Genomic DNA, 22,413 nt, shown 5'->3' on the forward strand with positions numbered 1-22,413 from the left:
TTTTTTTTTTTTTTTTTTTTTTTTTTTTTTTTTTTTTTTTTTTTTTTTTTTTTTTTTTTTTTTTTTTTTTTTTTGGCTTTTTTTAGCTTTTTTTAGCTTTCTTCTTCCCACAGATAGCGGTATTTGTCCAAATACGCGTATTGTTCCGCTTCCCGCGATCTTTGATAAATCAAAGCGGCCGGATGGAATATTTTGACAATGTGCGTTCCGCTTTCATCTATTTTTGATTCGCCCCACTCCAATTTTTCCCCGTATGCTTTTTCGGCGGTGTTTCCGAGAAGAATGATAATTTTGGGCTTCATCAGCTCAAGCTGTGTTTCCATGAATGGGCGGCATGTTTCAATTTCTTTTTTTGTCGGCGTCCGGTTGGCGGGCGGGCGGCATTTCAGCGTGTTGATGACAGCCCATTCGTCGTCTTTTAATCCCATGTACTCGATGAATTTGTCCAGCAGTTTTCCGGCGCGTCCGCAGAACGGGATGCCTGTCTCATCCTCATTTTTGCCGGGCGCTTCGCCGATGAAAACCACTTTCGGGCTGTTTGATCCTTTTGAAATGACTTTGTTCGTCACGGTCTCGGAAAGCGCGCAGTTTCTGCATTCCCGTATTTTCTGTTCCAAATACGGAAAACCGCCGCGGACAAGATCGGCGGTAATTTCGGAATTCTCACCGATTTTTTTTTCAATCTTTTCCTGATTCTTTTCCTGATTCTTTTCCTGATTCTTTTCCTGATTCTTTTCCTGATTCTTTTCCTGATTCTTTTCCTGATTCTTTTCCGCCTCTTTTTCCGGATTCGATTTTTTGATTTCCACTTTTATCCCTCTCTTTATTTAAAAAATCTCTCTCGATCTTGTTTTTTGAATTTTGTCTGTTTCTCCGTCAGGTTTTGCTTGAAATGACAAAAGGGTTTAAATTATATATATTAACACATTCTTGTTTTATTATTGGTTTATTCAATTATCCGATTTCGTTCTTGAAATCCTTCTCCGTCATCTCGGCAGCGGGAAATGGAATCGATTGTTGGTTCAATTTATAAAATTAGAAGTTTTATTCTAATGCTCATAATTTATTATAAAATTTTAAAATACGGAATGAATTTCCATGAAAGTGGTTGTTATCGGGGCCGGCGAAGTGGGGTACAACATCGCCAAAGTCATGTCGGATAAAAATGATGTCATTGTCATTGACAAAGACACCGACCGCGCTGCCCGCGCCAACGAATTAGACGTTCAGGTCATGGTCGGAAACGGCGCGAATGTCGATCTTTTAAAAGAGCTGCCGGCTTTTGATCTTTTTGTTGCGGTTTCCAGCAACGATGAAGTCAATATTCTGTCCTGTCTTGCGGCAAAGACAATTTCTCAGGGCAAAGTCAAAACAATTGCTCGTGTCAGCAATCCCGATTACATCAAAAAACCCGTTTCTCAAAAACCCGAAGTCGGCGTCGATGTGATGGTTTGTCCCGAATTGTCTTTGGCATCCGAAATTGCCGAACTTCTCTATATCCGCGGGGCCGTCGACGTCGAAGTTTTCGCCGAAGGCAAAGTCGAAATGATTGAGTTTATCATTTCCGAATCCAATCCGCTCATCGGCAAATCCTTTAAAGATCTTCACCTGAATCAAGTGTGTACGGTCGGCGCGATTCTGCGCGGCAGCGACGTCATCATCCCAAACGGCGACAGTTATCTTGTGCCCGACGATCACGTTATTGTTATCATTAAAACAGACGACATTGAGAAAGTCGAAGCGCTTTTTTCGCCCGAAACCGAAACCGCGAAAAAAAGAAAGAAAAGAATTCTGTTAATCGGCTGCGGCGATGTCGGCTTTTATTTGGCCAATCTGATTGATAAAGACCCGCATATTGATCTCAAAATTATCGAACAAAATGAAGAGCGCTGCCTGGAAGTCGTTGACTTGCTGCCGCATTCTTTAATCTTAAAAGGCGATGCGACCGATATTGACCTTCTGAAAGAAGAAGGCGCCGGCAATTCCGATGTGGTTGTTTCCGTGACCGACAGCGATGAAAAAAATCTGCTGTGCGGTTTGATGGCCAAACACTTCGGCGCGAAAAAAATCATCGGCCGGACGACGCATCCCGATTACATTCCTGTCTTTGAAATGGTCGGAATCGACATTGCACTCAGCACAAGAAATGCAACCATCAATGAAGTGCTGCGCCTGACGCTTGCAACCAGCGTTGAGACACTGCGCGCGCTTCCGCAGGCTCAGTCTGAAATCCTGGAATATTTGGTCACGGACAAATCAGGAATCGTCGGAAAGCCCGTCAAAGAATTGCGTTTTCCGGCTGATGCGATTATCAGCATGGTTGTCCGAAACGGCGATCCGATAATCCCAAACGGCAGCCTGGTTATTCTTCCCGGCGACCGCGTGATTGTTTTCTCAAAGCCCGAAGCTTATTCCAAATTGAATAAACTGTTTAAGTAATCGCAGAGATCGGCAGGTTGAGTTATGGCAAGGGGCATCAGTTTAAAAAATATTCTTTCAATTGTCGGCAAAATTCTTTTTTTGCTGGCGCTTGTTCAGATTATTCCTCTGATTCTGGCTTATTATTATCATGAGCCGATGTTGCCGTTTGCGGTTTCGATTCTTGTTTCGGGGGTTTTCGGTCTCATTTTCGGCTATTACACAAAAGACAATGAAAGCGAATGGACCGTTCGCGAAAGTTATGCGATTGTCGCGCTCAGCTGGCTGTTTTCCGCTGTTTTTTGCGCGATTCCGTTTCTGCTTTCCGGTTTGTCGCCGTTTGACGCTTTTTTTGAAGCGATGTCGGGCGTGACGACAACGGGCGCCACCATTTTGACGGAAATCGACATCTGGCCGAAAAGTCTTCTGTTTTGGAGAAGTCTGACACAGTGGCTCGGCGGTCTCGGAGTCGTGGCTCTTTTCCTGGCCGTCATCCCGAAAGTCAACATGAGAGGGCGCCAGCTTTACAAAATGGAATTTTCGGGGCCGACGGAAGGCAAAATCAGTCCCAAAATCAGCAGCACGGCCAAAATTCTCTGGTATTTCTATATCGGGGCAACCATTTTGCTGGCCGTCATTTTGTTTGTCTTCGAGTTTCCCGTTTACGACGCCGCCATTTTTGCTTTGTCGACCATGTCCAGCGGCGGATTTGCGCCTTATGATACAAGCATTCTGCCGTTCATGAATTTCAAAACCGAAATCATCATTATCATTTTCATGCTGATTGCCGGAACCAATTTCGCGCTGATTTACAAAGCCGCAACGAAAGGCATCCGGTACCTGACAAAAGACGAAGAATTCCGGACATACATTTTCTTCTTTCTGATTGTTTCGGCCGTTTTGACCGTCATCCTGATTCGGGATATGGGCTACGACCCGCTGACATCAATCCGCTACGCTTTTTTCCAAATCAGCAGCATCATGACGACAACCGGCTTTGTCATCGTTGATTACAACTTATGGAGCGACGCCGCCAAAATCATCTTACTTCTCGCGATGTTCTCGGGCGGCTGTTCCGGCTCAACCGCCGGCGGTCCGACATTTGTCCGCTGGATTATTCTGCTGCGCCACGCCCGCCGCGACGTTTTCAAATTCCTGCACCCCAACGCCGTCAAGCCGATCAAATACAACGGCAGAAGCCTGAATGAAGAAGTTGTCAATTCAACCATCTCCTTCATGATTCTGTACCTCCTGGCTTTCGTCATCAGCACCGTTCTTTTAGGAATCCTGGAGTTAGACCTAATCACCGCTGCCACAACTTCAATCGGCACGCTCGGCAACATCGGCCCGATTTTCGGCATGATCAGCCCGTTTGACAGCTTCACCGAGTTCCCCGTACTCGCCCGCGTCATCATGATTGCCAACATGTGGATCGGCAGACTTGAAATTTACACCGTCATTTTGCTCTTCACAAGAGAATTCTGGAAACGGTAACAAAACCACGAAACGTTTTTCCTTTCATTTTTGAAAACCCGAGGGTGGATTTTGTATTTTTTTTGAAAAACGGAGCGGCTCGCGCGAAGGCAGCGGCAGCAGCAAGCAGGCCGGCAAGTCTGCAACTGTATTTACAAATGCAGGCAGCAGTGCAAACGCAAACCCGGGACAGCAACGGCAAACGGAAACCTGAAGGTAGCAGCGCAAACGGAAACAGTAAGGTAGCAGCGCAAACGCAAACAGTAAGGTAGCTGTGCAAACGGAATCGGCAGGGTAGCTGTGCAAACGCAAACAGTAAGGTAGCAGCGCAGACGCAAACAGTAAGGTAGCTGTACAAACGGAATCGGCAGGGTAGCTGTGCAAACGCAAACAGTAAGGTAATCTGTGCCCACGCTCGCGTAGCGAGCGGATGTGCTAAAAATGAGATGATGCATATGGCCAATGCCCGCTGCCGGATACGCCCGCCGCTGCCAGTCCGCTGCCGGATACGCCCGCCACTGCCAACCCGCCACTGTTGGTCTGTTTCTGTTAGTATGTCGCCTGTAGTGCATTCTAATAATTAATGCAACAATTAATGCAATACGCCGGCTTCTGAACTTTCTTTAATTCACGGGAACGAATCTCCAATCATTCCTTTTATTCACAATGCTCGTAAAACTCGCGATTGGAGGCGGTTACTTTGTTTTTTCGTTTATTTTTCTGAAATGAAACATCGTGTTTTTTCATTTTTCAAAAAATTTGAACTCCGTTTTTTGCTTGAGCTTCCTTTCGCCTTTTTGTTTTTTCGGGTTTTATCGGGAGTTCGGGTTTGATAATTTTGAAAAACGGATGTTTGGTTTTAATCAATCTGAAAAAACAAAAATAGAATAAATGAAAAACAAAAACGAAAATGAGAAACAAAAACGAAAATAAATGAGAAATAAAAAGTGAAAAGAAAATCCGGTTCATTTCTTTTCAATTCTTTTCCAATAAAAATAGATAATCAAAACGCTGCCAATCAAAATAATTGCCAGAATTGCAATCGACACCCATGTGCTGCCCGGTAAAAATGCTGCGTTTTCATCACTTGTTTGAATGATTTCTCCTGTATTGATATCGAATGTGTAGCGGATTCCGTCATTTGTTAATATCGACAGCGTACTGTTTTTTTCGTCATAAACGCGTTCATTATACTGTTCCCAATTATAATGACTCACCGAATATTTTCGGGCATCCAAATCTTTCATCAAATCCGTTACTCGAACAGGATTCATTGTTCCGCTGATACAAAAAACAATACCTCTGTCTTCATTTGTTTCCTGCCAGGTCATTGCGGCAAAACTCATCCTGTCCGCTGAGAAGTAAAGCTCCTGATAAAAGTATTCACTGACAGTGTAGATTTTCTCTCCGGTCGATTTCACATACAAGCCGGATTCCTCAGGAATACTTTGATTCCAGTTGTAATTATCTGACGGAACCATCCGAAAAACAAGATCCTGCCCTTCAAAATCAATTTCATAAGGCATCGGCGCAATCATTGAATCGGCGTGAGCCGGAATTGCTGATACGAAGAAAAGCATGACGATTAAAATGAAAGTTTCAATTTTTTTCATGTTTTTTAATAGGCTCAATTTTATTAATAAGTTCGGAATCGGATGAAAACGTTCAATTACAGATTTGTTAAACACGGATTTGCCCAATCGTGAATGACAAATCATGAATTTGTTAAATCACGGATTTCAAAAGATCAAAATAAACGCCTTTCATTTTCCACATTAATTTTTTATCCGATTTCAAAACCGCGATAATCGCTTCTTTCAATTCAAAATCTTCAAGCGGCAAACCCGCAGCCATTTGAGCGATATGATTCATATCCTCATCCGTCCACGAAATATATGCCTCTTTTATTTTGTAATTGCGGCGAATTGTTTTCCCGAGCGTTTGATCCCATTCATCTTGATACTTTTTCAGAAATCTGTCGCTGCAGTCTCCCGCGGCAACGGCGGCCGCAGCTGTTCGGCCCGCCATCTCGCCGGCATATGTCGCATACCTGATGCCTGCGCCCGTAATCGGATCTGTCTGATGCGCGGCATCGCCGGCCAGCATGAGTCCGTCTGCCGTTATCTTTCTCAAGCCGCCGGAAGACGGAATCCCGCCGAAAAATGTTCCGAGAATCTGCGCGTTCGGAAATTTTTCGGCGACAAATTCTTCCAAATAATCAATTGCCTGCCTTTTTCCTTCACTGTTTCCCGCAATTCCGATGCCGACGTTTGCGGTTTTGTTTCCTTTCGGAAAGATCCAAACATAGCCGCCCGGCGCAATTTCTTTTCCGATGAATATTTCGCATTTGGTTTGGTCAAAAGAGTCGTCATAAAGCAAAAACTGAGCGCCTGATTCGATATCTTTTAATTTCAAAGTCGTGTCAATGCCCGCCCGCCTCGCAATTTTTGATTCGATTCCGTCCGCAGCGATAACGATTTTTGAACGAATTCTTTTTTCTTCCCCGAGATGATTGAGAACAACACCGCAAACAGCTCCGTTTGTTTCATCGGTTTTGTTCGTTTCATCGGTTTTGTTTGTTTCATCGGTTTTGTTTGTTTCATCGGTTTTGTTTGTTTCATCGGTTTTGTTTGTTTCATCGGTATTGTTTGTTTCATCGGTTTTGTTTGTTTCATCGGTTTTGTTTGTTTCGACCGTTTCGTTTTCAAAAATCAAATCTGCTGCCGGCGTTTTGACATAAACATCTGCGCCTGCGTCAGCTGCCGATTTTACCAAATGTCTGTCAAAAATCTTCCGGTCCAAAATGATTCCGGCCTCGCCGTCAATGCCCGACATCTTTGTCGTAATCGAAAAGGAAGTGCCGTCGGGCGCGTGAACAACGGCCGTATGCAGTTCGGCGCAGACAAAAGCAGGGTCAATCTCCACAAATTTCATTAATTCGGTTTTGGAAGTTCCTTCGGCACAACGAACCGGAACTCCGATTTCCTGTCGTTTTTCAATTAAAAGAGTGCTGCATCCTTTTTCTGCCGCCGTTTTTGCGGCAACGGATCCGGCAGGACCTGCGCCGATGACAATGACATCGTATTCCGTTTTCATTTTTAACACCGGAATTAAGTGTATTCATAAATTTTTATAATACAATTTGTTTTAATTGTTTTTAAAAAAGAACGAAAATAATAATAAAAAGAAAAGGGAAATCAACCGGCTTATAAGCCGATCTGATTCGCGCCCAATTTCAATAATAATTTTTTGTCGACTTTTGCGAGGATCTTAACAAGCTGGCCGACTTCTAAAACGCCCGTAAAGTCAACGTCTTTTAAAGATTTGACAAGTTCGTTTGCTTCTTCGTCAGACATGTTAATGTAATATTCCTTCAAAATCAAATCGCGGCTCAAGAGTTTTCCGCATTTGTCTTCCCAGTTTTTCTGATATTTTTTAAGGAATTTTTCTGTGAAATCACCGGCTTTAACAGCTTCCGCCGCCACAGTTCCTGCAATCTCTCCCGACCAAAGACCGTGTTTGATGCCGCCGCCTGTAATCGGGTCTGACAATTGTCCTGCATCGCCGACAAGCATAATGCCTGCGCCGTAGATTTTATCAATGCCGCCTGAAACCGGAACACCGCCGTAATCCATTTCAATGATTTTGCCGTTCGGGAACCGTTCTTCAACGAATTTGTTCAGGTAATCCACCGGCCGGCCGCCGTCTTTGATTTTGCTGCCGAGAAGGCCGATGCCGACATTTGCGCGTCCGGGACCTTTGGGGAAAATCCAAACATAACCGCCGGGGGCGAATTGGTTGCCCATGAAGAATTCAACATTATCCTGATCAATTTCAATATTCGCCATTAAATACTGAACGCCGGTTTCAATATCGGACGGTTTCAATGTTGTGTTAATGCCCGCCCATCTGCCGACTTTGGATTCAACGCCGTCGGCGCCGATGACGATATTTGCAGAAATTTCTTTTTCAACACCCAAACGCTTGACTTTAACGCCCGCAACTCTGCCGTCTTTCATAACTAAACCGGTTGCAGATGTTTTTGTATAAACTTCGGCACCTGCTTTTGCGGCTCTTTCGGCAAGCGCGCGGTCAAAGATTTTGCGTTCCAAGATGTAGCCGTAAATTTGGTCTTCGTCTTTAGCACGCATTTTAATGGATGTTCCGTCCGGGACGTAAATGGTTGCGCCTTTAATCGGTGATGCAATCAGCCGTTCTTCAATATCAATAAATTTGTCCAGATCATAAATTCCGACACCTTCCGCACAGCGGATCGGGTCTCCGATTTCCTGGCGTTTTTCAATCAAAAGAACTGATGCGCCGCCTTCCGCGGCATATCTTGCGGCAACCGATCCCGCCGGCCCCGCACCGACGACAATGACATCGTACGCGTCTTTCATTTCTGCACCTCAATTGCGCCGACCGGGCATACTTTTTTGCATGTTGAACAGCTGTTGCAAAGGCTGTCGTCAACATCAATCCAAACTTCCTTGAGATCTAAGGCCATCGTCGGGCAAACTGCCACACACGCGCCGCAATAACCGCATTTGTTTCGATTTACGATAACTGTCACTTTAATGTCACCTGAATGGGGATTGGAAATAGTGTAAAAAGTTTTGTTTTAAAATAATAAACAACGTAGTCAATGACTGTTAAATTAATTCTTTTATAAATGCCTTATCCTGCCGATTCATCCTTCCCGGCATTCGACCGCATCTTTTCATTCATTTTGAAAAATAACGCAGATGTTATTTAATATTTTCGAAAATATATATTCGATTTTACCTTACGTTTTAGCCGACCGGTGTCAGAACGGTGTTATGCCAATTATTTAAAAAGTGATAACTTTCATACTTTTTATAATTTCTCGGCGCATTCGATTCTGTTTTTATCTGCCGTGATGAATCGCATATCTTTTCAATTCTTTTATTTTTTAATGAATATCGTATTTAGATATTTTTTTAATAGACACACGTTCTTTAACAGACATGTGTCTATTAACTACTACATATTGTTTAACTTATATAACATTTCCGTTTTTTATTTTTTAACGGTAATAATCATTTTAAGCGTCAACCATGGAATAAAAGACAATGCCGAATCATAAAAACTCAGAAAGTCATTAAAAATGTATCTTTAAAATTTGATTTATCGGCGGATCTTAAATTCAGTCGACTTGAGTTGTTTTATTCCGATTAAGAATCATACTGATAAATTCATGAATCGGACCATTTTCAAAAATTAAAATGTCTTTCAAATCTTCCGGCTCATCCATGTCCGCCGCCGCAAAAAAAGATTCGTGAATTTCGCAGACCAAATTCTTTTTTTCGGCTTCTTCTTTGTGTTTTTTAAAACTTTCGCCGTAATAATTCACTTCAAAAACATCGGGCGCTCCGATAAACATCATATTTGTGCCGCCGTCTTTTCCCGGCGCAATGCGAATCAATTTTTCGTTTCGGCCTTCATCCGAATTTTCATCTCGGTTTCCATTCAGGCCTTCATTCGTTTTTTCATTCGGATTTTCATTTATTTTTTCATTTGAATTTTCATTCAAATTTCCAGACCTTTTATTTGAATTCACATTTGAAAGCGGCGCCGTCATTGCTTCAATGTCTTCTTTTCTTAAAAGCGCTAAATCCGCCATGACAATCAATACCGGGAGATCGGATCCTTTCAAGTACGCGTTAACAGCGGTGCTTAAATCCCGTTCATCCTATGTCACGGAGACGCAAAAACTTTCGTCCGCCATCGAATCAAAAAGCATTTCATCTTCGGGATTCAGTTCTCCCTTTGATAAAATTTCAATCTGCCGGATGCCGGATTCTTTCAGAACCGATAAAACATTTTCAAGAGACAGCCTGACAAATTGCTTCCGCTCATCTTCTGAAAACACGGAAGACAACCGCGATTTCGGATTGTCGGGTTTAAACGGGATGACGGTTTTTATCGGTTTCATTGTTTTCTGTTAATAAGTGAAACGGATATAACATTATCGGAAAGAATGATTGCTGTATTAAAAATAAATGCGGAAATGAATGAAAAATAAAAGAGAAATTAAAAATGAATGAAAAATAAAAAAAATCAAAAGTGAATGAAAAATAAAGAGAAATCAAAAGCGAATGAAAAATAAAGAGAAATCAAAAATGAATGAAAAATAAAGAGAAATCAAAAATGAATGAAAAATAAAGAGAAATCAAAAATGAATGAAAAATAAAGAGAAATCAAAAATGAATGAAAAATAAAGAGAAATCAAAAATGAATGAAAAATAAAAAGAAATTAAAAGAATAGAAATATGCTCAACAATAGCCTGCGGAAGTGTTTGAATTTCATGACCTGCGCGGTCATGAAATTATGCACTTCTTGATTGAAGATTGGAAATAAATGAAAATTAAACAAAAAATGGAATGTCGAGGCGAAATTTATAATTTTTGAGTTCTGACGGCACCGCATGTGCATTTTTCAACTTCGCCGGTTTCACAGTATTTCTTGAAGTGTTCCATTTGGTTCGTGCCTTTTTCCGTCATTGAAAATTCGCAGAAACGCAGGAAAATGTCGTACGTGTCGGGTGTAATAATGTGTTCCATTTTACAGGCATCGTCTTCGGCAACGTGTTCGGAAACGCCGAGCGCAATCAAGAAATCTTTAATCGTCGTGTATTTCTTTTGCGTGCTGTTGGCGGTTTCTTTGCCTTTCTGCGTTAAAGTGACGCCGCCGTATTTTTCATAATTGATGTATCCGTCATCTGTCAGCTTTTTCAGCATTCCTGTGACGCTTGACGGTCCGACGTCTAATTCGCGGGATATATCTTTTACTTGGGCATATCCTTTCTCGGTAACGATTTTGTCAATTGTTTTCAAATAATCTTCTTTTCGTTCAGATGTCATAGTTTATTCCCTCTTTGCTCGTTTTTAAATCCCTGAGATCGTTTTTTCGAACTGTTGTTCGGGTTTTGTTAATTCGGATTATGTTAAATTAGTATTGTCAAACGAATATTTTTCTCTCTGTAGAAAATTATTTCATAATCTGAGTTCTAATTATTTAAACGTTTTTCATAAATCTGAATCTGCGGTCTATCTGTCATTTATTCATTTTATGGTGTTATTATCCGTTCCGAATTTCATACTTTATGCGAATTCACAATACTTATATAACATAGAAACCTCTTGAGATGCATTCATTCGTTGAAATAAATGGTTGAGTTATCATGACAAAAGAAACTTTATTATTGGTCGGCCACGGCAGCAAACTCCCGTATTCCAAACAATTGGTCCTGGATGTCGCCGAAAAAGTGAAAGCCAGAAATGAATTCGAAAACGTTGAAATCGGTTTGATGGAATTTAACGAACCTTCCATTCCCGACGCGCTGAAGAAAATCATCGAAGGCGGCTCTAAAAGAATTATCGTCGTTCCCGTCTTTTTGGCGCCCGGAACACACACAGAAAAAGACATCCCGAGAATTCTCGGTCTTTTGAAAGAAGACGAAGGCGGCTGTCACGGTCATCACGGCCACGACCACCCCGAACACGGCGGCCATCACCACGACCACCATGAACATGATCACCACGAACATGAGCACGGTCACCACCACGGGCACGGTCATCACCACGGTCACCACCACGGCGACCCCGTTGACATTCCCGACGACGTTGAAATCGTTTACAAAAAGCCGCTCGGCGCCGACGACAGAATTGTCGATATCGTCATGGAGCGCGCTTTAAACCCTTAAATTGAAAGTTTTCCTTTCAATTTTTATTTCTTTTTATTTGTTTTTTGTTGTTGTTTTTTTGTTTTTTGTTTTTTGCTTTTTGTTTGTTTTTGTTTTTTGCTTTTTGTTTGTTTTTTGTTGTTTTTGTTTGTTTTTGTTTTTTGTTTGTTTTTGCTTTCTTCTTCATTTGTTTTTACTTTTTTATTTGCTCTGCTTCTGATTCTGTTTATCCCGCTTTTGTTTTTATTCTGTCAAAACCGGCATGCGTTTTGGTTTGTTTCATATCCGCACCTTTCACGCGCGAAGCGGACCTCGGATAAAATCCGACCTTTTTTATTGAAGGAATTTGATATCTCAATCATTATTTTTTTCAAATGACGGATAGAGTTATGTATCATTTTTAGCATTTATTTTCAATAAGAAATATGCGGAAAATAGAGGATATCGGCAGATGACAGCAGAAATTGAAAAAATATCGGAGCAAATTGAAAATTTGCATGACAATGACGCGCATGATGAAATTATCGAACTGATTCTCAACCTTCCCGAGGAAGAGCGCGGATATGAGATGATCTGCCTTTTGGCGCGCGCTTACAACAACATAGACGAGTATGAAAAAGCGCTGCTCCTTCTTTTATCGGTCAAAGATGAAGGCAAATATGACATCCTGTGGCATTTCCGAATCGGTTTTGCTTATTATTATCTGGATTATCTGGAACCGGCCGAAAAAGCATTTGAGCGTGTTTTGGAATCCGATCCCGGAGACAATAACGCTCAAGAGTTCCTGAAATGGATTCGGGAAGAACTCAAAGAAGCGGCGGAAATCAAACCCGAGCAGGAAAAAGCCGCTTTGGCACAAATGATTGATTGGCTTTCTCATGAAAACAAACTCGGAAAAGAATCGGCTGAAGTTGAACCGGCCGAAATTGAACCGGCTGAAATTAAGCCGGCCGGCGAATTTGACCTTCACGGGTATCATTATTACATTTTCAAATACAAAAAAACAGCCGAAGAGCCGTGGCTGCTCGGAGTCTGCGGCGGTTACCGACGGCGCGATTTGGAACATTGCGGTCATGTTTTCAGCGAATCGGAAGAATATGATCCCGAAACGGCGGAAGAAAAAGCAATTTCGATTGTCGACATGCTTCTTGAAGCCCGGATGAATGAAGCCTTGAAACAGCAGGAAGAGGCCGGATTAAGCACCTCCGGAAGCGCGGAAAATCTGCCGCAGACCGGGCCGTTTGCCGGTTTTGTTCTTTTGAATTCTTTTGATTTTGATGTCGAAGAAATTAAATCTCATCTGAAAAATGACTGGGACATTTTGATTCGGGAAGACTCGGAAGAAAACCCCGACGTTTCCGATGACAAATCTTTGGTTTTCGAGTCCGGCGGAATGACTGTTGCCGTCAGTTTTCTTGAAGGTCCCGTTCCGAAAGGCGAAGCCGAGCATTATGCGGAAACCAATTATCTTTGGCCGAACGCGGCGGAAGTCACAAAAACGCACGTGGCTCAAGTGCTGCTGGCCGTTCTTGACCGCGGACAGCCGGCGGTGGATGCGGGCATATTGTTTACGAAAGTTGCGGCAAGCTGCCTGAAGCTGACAAACGCGGTCGGCATTTATACGTCGGGCACGGTTCTGCAGCCGGAATTTTACATCGATGTGGCCGATCTGATCAATGAAGGCGATTTGCCGATTTTGAATTGGATTTATTTCGGCGTTTACACTTCCGATAAAGGAACCGGCGGCTACACTTACGGCCTTCGGATGTTCGGCAAAGAAGAAATTGAAATTGTCGGCAGCGCGGAAATGCCGGAATCCGTTCATGATTTTTTGATTGACATTTCTTATTATGTTTTGTCCAATGACATCACGCTGCAGGACGGCGAAACCATCGGTTTTACGGATTTCCAAAAACTGAAAATTTCAAAAACCAAAGGGATTGCATTGGAAGGGTACACCTTAAAAATTGATTATTAAAGACTATTAATTAAAAATTGTAAAAATTTTAAAAATTGTTAAAGATTTTAAAAATTGCTAAAGATTTTAAAAATTATTAAAGATTTTAAAAATTGTTAGAGATTTCAAAAATTATTAAAAATTTTTAAGATTATTAAAGATTTTAAAAATTATTAAAAAGAGTTCAGGAGAGCTCGGGGGAGTTAAAAGATGCTCGGAGACAGCAGACCGAATGTCGGAAACACGGAAAATCCGGCCGGCATTTTTGATGCCGGAATGACATTGATGCAAAACGGCGCTTACGCAGATGCTTTTTTGCTCTTTTCAAAATTAACGTCGGATGAAAATCAAATTGCGGCGCAATATAATCTGGCGCTTTGTTTTTATTTTGCCGGCGAGAAGCAGCAGGCGTTTGAAAAACTTGAAAAAGCATCGGCGGCCTTAAAGAAAAAAGCGCCGGTTCCGAAAAACCCGCTGACGGCGCAGAACACGTTTACAATTTTGGCGCAGTCGGAAGCCGGACAAACGGATTATTTGAAACCGATGCCGCAAAAACTGCCCGAACTGCTGCCGGAGTCTGCCAAAAGAAATGTTCTCCGATTGCTGATTGATGTCTGCGCCGCGCTTGAAAATTGGGATGGCGTGATGAATTACGCCGCCGTTTTGCAGCCCGCCGATAAGAATTACGGAAATGTCAAAAAAGCGGTGGGAGAAGCGCAGAAAAACAAAGGCGTGATCTGAGAATGGCGTGCAATGAGATTTTCAATTATTATTTTAACAGGGGCAGCCTGTCCCGCGAAGCGCTGGTCGCATTCTGTCAAACGGCCGACGTTAACGAAAGAGACTCAAGCGGCAACACGCCGCTTCATGTCGCAGTCAGCTTTGCCGATGTCGAACTGATTGAAATCTTTCTTGCAAACGGCGCCGATCCGAATGCGGCAGACCGTTACGGCGGAACGCCTTTAGATTCTCTCGGAAAAACAGCTCGTGTGACACAGCGGCCGCCGCCCGGAAATATGTACAAAGCAACTGTTTTGCTTTTGGATGCCAAGGCGAATCCGCACAAAAAAGATGAGACGGCCAAAACTTGCTACCTGCACGCCGCGCGCGACGGCAATTGGGAATTGGTGCAGGCGTTTTGCGATAAGGGAACGCGTTTGAAAGGAACGGATGACGACGGCGAAAACGGTCTTCACATTGCCGCTTACAGTGCCCGCCGCGCGGTTGATAAAATCAAAACGGCGCAGAAATTTATCGATCAAAAGAAAGCGGAAATTGCCGAATCCAAGAATACAAGCCCGCGAAGCATGGAAGAGCTGGAGCGGGAAATGGAAAACGCGCAGAATTTTTTGGAAGATTTCTTCAAAACCGTTAAAGCATTTATGGACGCCGGTGTTGATCCCGAGGACATCAATAACAACGGCCAAAAGCCGATTGAAATTGCCAAAAGCAGCGGGGCGAATAAAATTGCGGCGCTTTTGGACGGTTCTTACACAGAAGGCGGCGAAGATTCCGGCGATGCCGAGCTGAAAGCCAAAGCCGGCGGTATGTCCCTTCATGAAGCGGTGATTAACAAAGATCTTGAAGCGGTTCGTTCCGTTATTGCGCTCGGCGCGGATGTCAATGAAATCAGCGATGAAGCGCGGTTTAAAGGCATGACGCCGCTTGCGGTTGCCGCGCGCGTGATTCATACGGAATGCATGGAAATTTTGCTGGCGGCAGGCGCGGATCCAAATTTTAAGGACGGCAACGGCATGACGGCGGTGGCTTACATGTTTTCGTACATCACAATGATTAATGTTCATCAGGATGTTTTTATTGAAAATAAAGCGCCGAAAGCCGTTCAAATGCTGGTTGACGCGGGCTGGGACATTAATGATACGGCTGACGATAATCTCAACACGGTTTTAACGGCGGCATGCCTGTCACCGAATCGGTCGCCGGGATACAATCATTTGGTTTTAAGAAATATTTTGGTTGATGAATTGCTTCGCCGCGGCGCTGATGTTAACGCGGCGAACAAAGACGGGCAGACGGCTCTGATGGGTGTCTGTCTTTTAGAATTTAATGAAATCGAACCGGTTTTATTGTCGCTGCTTGAAGCCGGCGCGCGGACGGATGCGGCCGACAGGGGCGGAAACACGCCTCTGATGTATGCTGCCTGCAATTCCAATAAATTGGATGCGAAGCGGATTGCCGACATCCTGTTTGACTTCGGCGGCACGCGGCCGGAGGCGGTAAACAATGACGGCAAAACGGCTTTGGACTACGCAGCCGAAAGGGACAATGAAATGCTGGTCAAATTCCTGCTTTCAAAAATGTAATGTGTTAAAAGCAAAAAGGTGCTCAAATGCAAATATCTGATCTGACTCGACTGTATACAGGAAAAGAATCGATGCGCGAAGAAATTATGAATTTTTACAAATCAGCGGAAGATGTTGATTTTGCGGATGATTACAGCGGCAATTCGCTGCTTCATATCGCGGCGAAGTATTCTGATTTTGAAGCGGTTGATTATTTATTGAAAAGCGGCGCAAAGCCGACTGTTTTCAACCGTTACAATGAAACGCCGCTTCATTTGCTGGCAAAGGGGGACCGCCGCGATTTTCAGCCGGCGCCGGATGCTGTTTATAAGACGGCCGGTCTGCTGCTGGACGGAAAGGTCAGTGTGCTTCGAAAGGATGATAACGGCAATGCCTGCTATCATGCCGCGGGAGAAGCAGGCAATTATGAATTTGTCAGGGCGCTGCATGATAAAGGCGCGAAGCTGACGGGTCTCGGCAAGCACGGGTATACGGGCGTTCATTTTGCGGCTGAACAGGTCCGGCATGAGATTACATCGCTCGGATATGCCAAGCGTGATTATGACCGGAAAGCGGAAAAAGAGAAAGAAAAGCCTTCGGAATCGTATGAGAAGCAGCTTTCGGATTATGAAGCGGATTATTTGAAGCAGAAGCAGGTTGTTGAAAATTATTTCCTGACGGCTGAGGCGTTTTTGGAGGCCGGCGTCGATCCGACGGAAAAGAATGAATACGGCAAAACGGCGCTTGATTTCGCGATTGAAAGCGAGGATAAGAAAATGGCGGCGCTTCTTTCGGGAACGTATTCAAAAGACGCCGGCGATGAAGAGCAGGAACTGATTCTTCAGTCGGGGTCGATGACGCTTCATAAAGCGGTTGAGAAGAAAGATTATGAGGCTGTTCGCGCAATTTTAAAGCTCGGCGCGGATCCGAATGAAATTGCCGGCGATGAAGAGTTTAAGCTTAAAGGGAAAACCGCGCTTGCCGTTGCGGTTGAAAATTTTGACGCGGAAGCGGTTTCCATTTTGCTTGAAGGCGGCGCCGATCCGAATTTCAAGGACACGGAAGAAAGAGCGGCCGTTGCTCATTTCTTTACGACGGATGCGAGTCTCCGAACGAATTTCAAGGTTTTTGAAGAGAAACGTCCGACAAAAATTCTGAAAAGCTTGGTTGACGCGGGTTTTGATATCAACGGCATTGTCACAAACAAAGGGGAAACGCTTTTGAATTTGGCTTCCCGGGCGGCCGCCGGAACCGGCTACAACGGCTTCCGTTTAAAAAGTCACATGATTGACATTGTTATGGATTACAGCCCCGACATCAATTTGCCGAATCTGAACGGCACGACGCCGCTGATGAACATCTGCGCTTCGGATTTCGATGTCATTGAAAATCAGCAGATTGCGCTCCTGGAAGCCGGCGCCGATGTCGGCGCCATTGACAAATTCGGAAAGACGGCGCTCATTTATGCCGCAAACAACCGCAGCACAACGGGTGCAAAACAAATGGCGGAATACATGTTTGACGTCGGCGATCCGCGGCCGGACCACACCGACAACGACGGAAAAACAGCGCTGGATTACGCGACGGAAAAGAACAACGAACCGCTGGTGAAGTTTTTGCTGTCAAAAATGTGAGAATCATTATCAACTAATATCAAAAACGTGTGTCGGTTTTTCAATTCATTTTGAAAAATTGATGCGGCTCGCGCGCGGCGGCAGACGGCAGCAAGCGGCAGCAGCAACAACCGGCGGCAGCAACAACCGGCGGCAGCAACAACCGGTGACAGCAGACAGTTGCAGACGCAGCGGACAGTTGCAGGCAGCAGTGGAACCGGGTCAGCAGGCGGCAACTGTATTAACGAAATCGGTAAGGTAAAGGCGAAACGGAGACCGCCAACAAGTGCCCCCGTTCGCGAAGCGAACGGATGTGATAAAAAAGAGCAGATGCAAGCGGAAATGCAAACTGCAGGCCCGAGTGCAAATGCAAACCGCCCTCCGCTCGGAACGGCAACCGCCCTCCGCTCGGAACGGCAACCGCCCTCCACCCGGAACGGCAACCGCCCTCCACCCGGAACGGCAACCGCCCTCCGCTCGGAACGGCAACCGCCCTCCACCCGGACCGGCAACCGCCCTCCGATCGGAAACGCAAACTGCCGTGCAGGCACAAACGGAAAATAACACAAACAAAAAAATCGGCACCAACCAATTCATTACATGTTTATACTTCCTGATTATAAAGAATTTAAATCAAAATAGATTCAACAAATTAAAGCAAATTAAGCAATGAGCGCAATTAAAACAATCAAAATAAATCAAAATAAATCAAAAATAAAAGGTGAAATAATGGGAACAAATATGGATAATATTTTTTTAAACGCCTGTAAAAACGGGCAGAAAGGCGTTGTTGAAACGTTTGTCAAAAAAGGCGGCATCAATTACAACAAACGCGATGCCAACGGCAACACGCCGCTTTATTACGCCGCGCAGAAAGGCGCGCGCGACATTGTCAAGCTTCTGGTTGAAAACGGCGCCGACACAGGTCTTGCCAACAATCAAAGCGCAACACCGCTTCATGCCGCTTCGAAAACCGGCAATAAAGAAATCATCACAATTTTAACGGAAAACGGCGCGGATGTCAACGCTACCGACACGGACGGAAAAACACCGTTGATCTACGCGGTTGCCGCCGGCAAGTCCGAAATCACGCGCCAGCTGCTTTTGCTCGGCGTCGATAAATCAATTAAAGACAACAACAATCACAACGCTTTGGATTATGCCACATCGGCGGGCCTTCGCGATATCATTGCGCTTTTGGCGGATGATGACGCCGGTCTGTCTCAAAAAGACAATTACGGAAACACGCCGCTTCATCAGGCGGTTGCCGCGGGCCAGAGTGAAGTTGTGATTGCGCTTTTGAGCAAAAGCAAAGACAGCGTCAATGAATTAAATGACAGCGGCGAATCCCCGCTCATTCTTGCCGCGATGAATGCCAACATTCATTTGGTGGATCTGCTTCTTGAAAACGGCGCCGACGCTAATTTAAAACTTCTTGACGGCAGTTCCCCCCTTCATTATGCGGCGGCAATGGGGAACCAATTTATCGGAAAATCTTTAATCAAAGGCGGCGCCAATGTCAATTTCAGAAACGAAAGTTCGGAAACGCCTTTGATTATCGCGGCATCGCGCGGCAACAACGATTTTGTTTCGCTGTTGATTGAGAATGAAGCCGATGTCAATGCGGTTGATAACGCGCAGCAGAGTGCATTGTATTATGCGAGCGAATCCGGATTTACCGAGATTGTGGAAATGCTGATTATGGCAGGGGCTGAGAATTGATTGGGGTTAGAAATAATCTCAATTTTTCTCTTTTTTTCAATTTTCTTTTTTCATTTTTTCATTTTTCTTTTTAATTCAAACCTCTTTTTTAATTACATTGACACCCGGGTGTGTTTTTATTTTTAATGGGTTAATGAATTTAAGTTTTTAACATATTTTTATCCGATTAAATCTCTAAAATTAAATTTAAAACTGAATCGATATTTTATACCCGTTTTGTATTAATTTGATGTAGTCTTTAGAATAACGTCCCTTTGGGGTATAATTTTTATACGAATACTTCTTAAAGGGTATAATCTTTAAACACATAATTCATATCGGGTATAAATTTTAAACAAATAGTTCTTAATGGGTATAATCATTAAACACATAATTCCTAACGGGTATAAATTACTCTATACTATAGAATAAACATCATATCGGGTATAAAATAAAAAATCGAGTCATATATATAGAGGAAAAAAGCAGGTGATTGTATGGAAAATCAGAACATTTCTCTTTCAGCATATTTGAAAGAGGAGAGGCGAAAAACGGGTTTGACACAAGTAGAACTTGCAAAAAAAGCAGGTGTCGGTCTTCGTTTTGTTCGAGAAATGGAACAAGGAAAAAAAACATTGCGTATGGATAAAGTGAATCAAGTTTTGGTTCTGTTCGGCAGTCAACTCGGTGTTGTTCCGATGAATCGTGAGGAATGGTTTGAATGAGACAAGCAAAAATTTACATGAAGGATAAATTTGCCGGCATATTAACTGAAAGCGGAACGGAAAATTATATTTTTCAATATAATGAGGAATACTTAAATCAAAAAGATACTGAAGCCGTCAGTCTGACAATTCCGCTTCAAAAAGCGCCTCATGAAAGCCAAATATTGTTTCCGTTTTTCGATGGTTTGATTCCGGAGGGCTGGCTTTTGGACATCGCCGAAACCAATTGGAAAATTTCAAAAAAAGACCGGATGGGATTGCTTTTAACATGCTGTAAAGATTGTATCGGCGCAGTCAGTGTGCGGCCGATGGAATAAAAAGAAAAATTGAGGCGGAAAAAATGTCAAAGAAATGCCTTTTCTGTTATGAAAAATTCACAGAAAAAGAGATTGAAGAAGGAATCAGAGATTTCCATCCGGTCTGCTCCAAAAAAATCTTCGGGACAAAAACGCAGCCGCTTTTGCCGTATACACAAGATAAAATCGCAGAATTAGCATTAAATGTCATACAGTCACAAACGGCAGTTACAGGCGCACAGCCGAAATTATCTTTAGATCTTGAGAAAGTGAAAAACACACCGAAAAAATTTACAATCGTCGGCCTTTGGGGAAGATATATTTTAAAACCGCAGACGCAGGCATACAAAAATTTACCGGAATTTGAAGATTTGACAATGCATTTAGCGGAATTATCCGGAATCAAAGTGGTCCCGCATTCATTGATTCGGTTTGAAGACGGAAATCTTTGCTACATTACAAAAAGAATAGATCGAGATGAAACCGGAAACAAGATACATATGGAAGATATGTGCCAGCTGACGGGAAGACTGACAGAAGACAAATATAAAGGATCCTATGAACAAATTTCGAAGAAAATTCAGCAGCATTCCAAAATACCCGGGCTTGATTTGATTATTTTTGCAGAACAGTTGATCTTTTGTTTTTTGACAGGAAATTCGGATATGCATTTAAAAAATTTCTCATTGATTAAATACGAAAACGAATACCAATTGTCAGCTGCTTATGATATGCTTCCGACAAATTTAATTTTGCCCGAAGATACAGAGGAAACCGCACTTTTTTTAAACGGATCTAAAAAGAGAATCAGTAAAAGTGACTTCTGCAAATCATTTGAAGTAATGAAAATCAATCCGGTGAGCATAGAGAATATTTTCAAAAATTTCAAAGAAACAGTCCCGCTTTGGTTCGATTTCATCGACAAAAGTTTCCTCCCCGATGAAATGAAAGAAAAATATAAAGCGCTCGTTCATGAAAGAGCCGAGAAATTGGAATTGATGTAATCATCATTAAAATTTGTTCTTGACATTTGCGCGTTGCCCACGCAGCAACAGCGATTTTGTTTCATTGCTGATTGAAAACGGAGGCCGATGTAAACACGGTTGACAACGCTCAGCAGATACACGAGCGAACCCAGATTTACTGAAATTGTTGATATGTTGATTATAGCAGGGGCTGAAAATTAAAGATTAATTGATTGAAATTTTAATTTATATATTATGAAAATAATACCTAATTTATGCGCTTTTATTGTTTACATTACTCAGTAAGAAAAAACAACACATTAGATGATTATTTTGAGATATTTCCAGAAAATCAAATAATATCCAATGAATCATTACAACTTTCACCCCCCGATGATAAAAAACCATCCAAAAAAATAGAAAAAAAAGAAGTTGTAGAACTGGTTGAGAAAATACTCATTGAACATAGAAAATATGTGCCAGATCGAAAAAATGAAAATACACTCCTATTTGGAAATTTAATTATAAATGATGAAACGGGAGAATTAAGAGCAGGAAGAATTGGAAAAGAAAAAACAGAAGAAGTTCCTTCATATGATGAAAAAGATAGTATTTTTGAAGAAGATGTACAATTACAATATCCAAATGTAATATTTGTTTGGGACAGAAAAAGACAAATGATTGCCATAGAACGAGATAAAAGAAAATTTCCAACAGAAGAAAATTTGTATAAAGCAATTGAAAAACATATAAACAGATATTTAATAAAGATAGGTTGGTCAGCAAAAATAAATCCAATATACACTGAAGAAACATTTTGGGAAATTGTCGATTCAAAAAAGAAAATAAAACAAATTGAATTCGTCATTGATATGCCGAACTTATTTGGTTTGACAAATCTTCCTCTAAAAAAATACATGGATAAATTGAATCAAACGACAAATGCAATTAGTCTCAAATCAGCAATCGTAAACGAGATTGGCGGACTAAAAATCAGTAAAGAAAATAAAGAAATAGTAGAAGCTGTCGAATGGGTTAATACCGCAGAAGGATCATGGAAAATTGAAACTGATGATGACTCATACACAAGTAATCAAACAATAATTTACGTTCCAATCAAAAAACAACGAAAAGATGTAAAAAACAAAGAAGATATTGAAGAGATAATTGAAATTGTTGGAAAAAAATATGACCAAGAAACTAGAAAATAATGAAATTTTAGTAATATTGAGAAATATATTCACAATTACAGTCTT

General features: G+C 42.5%; 23 protein-coding genes. 13 read left to right on the top strand and 10 right to left on the bottom strand.

Going from position 1 to position 22,413, the window contains the following annotated elements; all coding sequences use genetic code 11:
• Positions 1 to 92: 92 nt before the first annotated feature.
• On the bottom strand, positions 93 to 809 hold the full coding sequence (locus MmiAt1_RS00470) for a uracil-DNA glycosylase (protein ID WP_318784951.1): 717 nt from the start codon (positions 807 to 809) through the stop codon (positions 93 to 95).
• 289 nt (positions 810 to 1,098) lie between these two features.
• Here MmiAt1_RS00470 and trkA point away from each other — a divergent pair, with 289 nt between their 5' ends.
• Both trkA and MmiAt1_RS00480 read left to right on the top strand, forming a co-directional pair.
• Entirely contained in the window at positions 1,099 to 2,439 is a 1,341-nt protein-coding gene (trkA, locus tag MmiAt1_RS00475; RefSeq protein WP_318784952.1) for a Trk system potassium transporter TrkA, read from the top strand.
• A 24-nt stretch (positions 2,440 to 2,463) separates the two neighbouring features.
• Positions 2,464 to 3,912: a TrkH family potassium uptake protein gene (locus MmiAt1_RS00480; RefSeq protein WP_318784953.1), complete on the top strand. Its 1,449-nt coding sequence runs from the start codon at positions 2,464 to 2,466 to the stop codon at positions 3,910 to 3,912.
• 131 nt (positions 3,913 to 4,043) lie between these two features.
• Here MmiAt1_RS00480 and MmiAt1_RS00485 read toward each other — a convergent pair whose 3' ends face one another.
• From MmiAt1_RS00485 to MmiAt1_RS00520, 8 genes are all read right to left on the bottom strand, one after another.
• A complete protein-coding gene (locus tag MmiAt1_RS00485) occupies positions 4,044 to 4,424 on the bottom strand; it encodes a hypothetical protein (RefSeq protein ID WP_318784954.1) in 381 nt (126 codons plus the stop codon).
• 432 nt (positions 4,425 to 4,856) lie between these two features.
• Complete coding sequence (locus tag MmiAt1_RS00490) at positions 4,857 to 5,504, bottom strand: hypothetical protein (protein ID WP_318784955.1); 648 nt, start codon at positions 5,502 to 5,504, stop codon at positions 4,857 to 4,859.
• Between the two features lie 112 nt (positions 5,505 to 5,616).
• On the bottom strand, positions 5,617 to 6,987 hold the full coding sequence (locus MmiAt1_RS00495; RefSeq protein WP_318784956.1) for an FAD-dependent monooxygenase: 1,371 nt from the start codon (positions 6,985 to 6,987) through the stop codon (positions 5,617 to 5,619).
• Positions 6,988 to 7,097: 110 nt separating this feature from the next.
• Positions 7,098 to 8,291: an NAD(P)/FAD-dependent oxidoreductase gene (locus tag MmiAt1_RS00500; protein WP_318784957.1), complete on the bottom strand. Its 1,194-nt coding sequence runs from the start codon at positions 8,289 to 8,291 to the stop codon at positions 7,098 to 7,100.
• Positions 8,288 to 8,464 (bottom strand): indolepyruvate ferredoxin oxidoreductase subunit alpha, encoded by a 177-nt coding sequence (locus tag MmiAt1_RS00505; RefSeq protein WP_318784958.1) that lies wholly within the window; start codon positions 8,462 to 8,464, stop codon positions 8,288 to 8,290. The genes MmiAt1_RS00500 and MmiAt1_RS00505 overlap by 4 nt, the downstream gene beginning before the upstream one ends.
• A 594-nt stretch (positions 8,465 to 9,058) precedes the next feature.
• A complete protein-coding gene (locus tag MmiAt1_RS00510; RefSeq protein WP_318784959.1) occupies positions 9,059 to 9,535 on the bottom strand; it encodes a glycosyltransferase family protein in 477 nt (158 codons plus the stop codon).
• Between the two features lie 69 nt (positions 9,536 to 9,604).
• Positions 9,605 to 9,847 carry a glycosyltransferase family protein gene (locus MmiAt1_RS00515; protein WP_318784960.1) on the bottom strand — a complete coding sequence of 81 codons (243 nt, stop codon included), beginning with the start codon at positions 9,845 to 9,847 and terminating at the stop codon, positions 9,605 to 9,607.
• A gap of 464 nt (positions 9,848 to 10,311) precedes the next feature.
• Positions 10,312 to 10,776, bottom strand: coding sequence for a metal-dependent transcriptional regulator (locus MmiAt1_RS00520; RefSeq protein WP_318784961.1), 465 nt, complete (start codon positions 10,774 to 10,776; stop codon positions 10,312 to 10,314).
• 320 nt (positions 10,777 to 11,096) lie between these two features.
• On the opposite strand from MmiAt1_RS00520, the gene cfbA reads away from it, so the two are divergent.
• Entirely contained in the window at positions 11,097 to 11,618 is a 522-nt protein-coding gene (gene cfbA, locus MmiAt1_RS00525; RefSeq protein ID WP_318784962.1) for a sirohydrochlorin nickelochelatase, read from the top strand.
• A gap of 16 nt (positions 11,619 to 11,634) precedes the next feature.
• Here cfbA and MmiAt1_RS00530 read toward each other — a convergent pair whose 3' ends face one another.
• Entirely contained in the window at positions 11,635 to 11,784 is a 150-nt protein-coding gene (locus MmiAt1_RS00530; RefSeq protein WP_318784963.1) for a hypothetical protein, read from the bottom strand.
• A gap of 264 nt (positions 11,785 to 12,048) precedes the next feature.
• On the opposite strand from MmiAt1_RS00530, the gene MmiAt1_RS00535 reads away from it, so the two are divergent.
• The 10 genes from MmiAt1_RS00535 (at position 12,049) to MmiAt1_RS00580 (ending at position 22,368) form a co-directional block, all read left to right on the top strand.
• Positions 12,049 to 13,575 (top strand): DUF4261 domain-containing protein, encoded by a 1,527-nt coding sequence (locus tag MmiAt1_RS00535; RefSeq protein ID WP_318784964.1) that lies wholly within the window; start codon positions 12,049 to 12,051, stop codon positions 13,573 to 13,575.
• A 189-nt stretch (positions 13,576 to 13,764) separates the two neighbouring features.
• Positions 13,765 to 14,295, top strand: coding sequence for a hypothetical protein (locus MmiAt1_RS00540; RefSeq protein WP_318784965.1), 531 nt, complete (start codon positions 13,765 to 13,767; stop codon positions 14,293 to 14,295).
• A 2-nt stretch (positions 14,296 to 14,297) separates the two neighbouring features.
• Complete coding sequence (locus MmiAt1_RS00545; protein WP_318784966.1) at positions 14,298 to 15,878, top strand: ankyrin repeat domain-containing protein; 1,581 nt, start codon at positions 14,298 to 14,300, stop codon at positions 15,876 to 15,878.
• Positions 15,879 to 15,904: 26 nt separating this feature from the next.
• Entirely contained in the window at positions 15,905 to 17,491 is a 1,587-nt protein-coding gene (locus MmiAt1_RS00550; RefSeq protein WP_318784967.1) for an ankyrin repeat domain-containing protein, read from the top strand.
• 159 nt (positions 17,492 to 17,650) lie between these two features.
• Positions 17,651 to 18,034 carry a hypothetical protein gene (locus MmiAt1_RS00555; protein WP_318784968.1) on the top strand — a complete coding sequence of 128 codons (384 nt, stop codon included), beginning with the start codon at positions 17,651 to 17,653 and terminating at the stop codon, positions 18,032 to 18,034.
• A gap of 165 nt (positions 18,035 to 18,199) precedes the next feature.
• On the top strand, positions 18,200 to 19,192 hold the full coding sequence (locus MmiAt1_RS00560; RefSeq protein WP_318784969.1) for an ankyrin repeat domain-containing protein: 993 nt from the start codon (positions 18,200 to 18,202) through the stop codon (positions 19,190 to 19,192).
• Between the two features lie 476 nt (positions 19,193 to 19,668).
• Positions 19,669 to 19,896 carry a helix-turn-helix transcriptional regulator gene (locus MmiAt1_RS00565; protein WP_318784970.1) on the top strand — a complete coding sequence of 76 codons (228 nt, stop codon included), beginning with the start codon at positions 19,669 to 19,671 and terminating at the stop codon, positions 19,894 to 19,896.
• A complete protein-coding gene (locus MmiAt1_RS00570; protein WP_318784971.1) occupies positions 19,893 to 20,213 on the top strand; it encodes a HipA N-terminal domain-containing protein in 321 nt (106 codons plus the stop codon). The genes MmiAt1_RS00565 and MmiAt1_RS00570 overlap by 4 nt, the downstream gene beginning before the upstream one ends.
• A 23-nt stretch (positions 20,214 to 20,236) precedes the next feature.
• A complete protein-coding gene (locus MmiAt1_RS00575; protein ID WP_318784972.1) occupies positions 20,237 to 21,196 on the top strand; it encodes a HipA domain-containing protein in 960 nt (319 codons plus the stop codon).
• 236 nt (positions 21,197 to 21,432) lie between these two features.
• A complete protein-coding gene (locus tag MmiAt1_RS00580; RefSeq protein ID WP_318784973.1) occupies positions 21,433 to 22,368 on the top strand; it encodes a hypothetical protein in 936 nt (311 codons plus the stop codon).
• Positions 22,369 to 22,413: the final 45 nt, after the last annotated feature.

It is taken from the genome of Methanimicrococcus hacksteinii (genome assembly GCF_032714515.1).
Lineage (GTDB): Archaea > Halobacteriota > Methanosarcinia > Methanosarcinales > Methanosarcinaceae > Methanimicrococcus > Methanimicrococcus hacksteinii.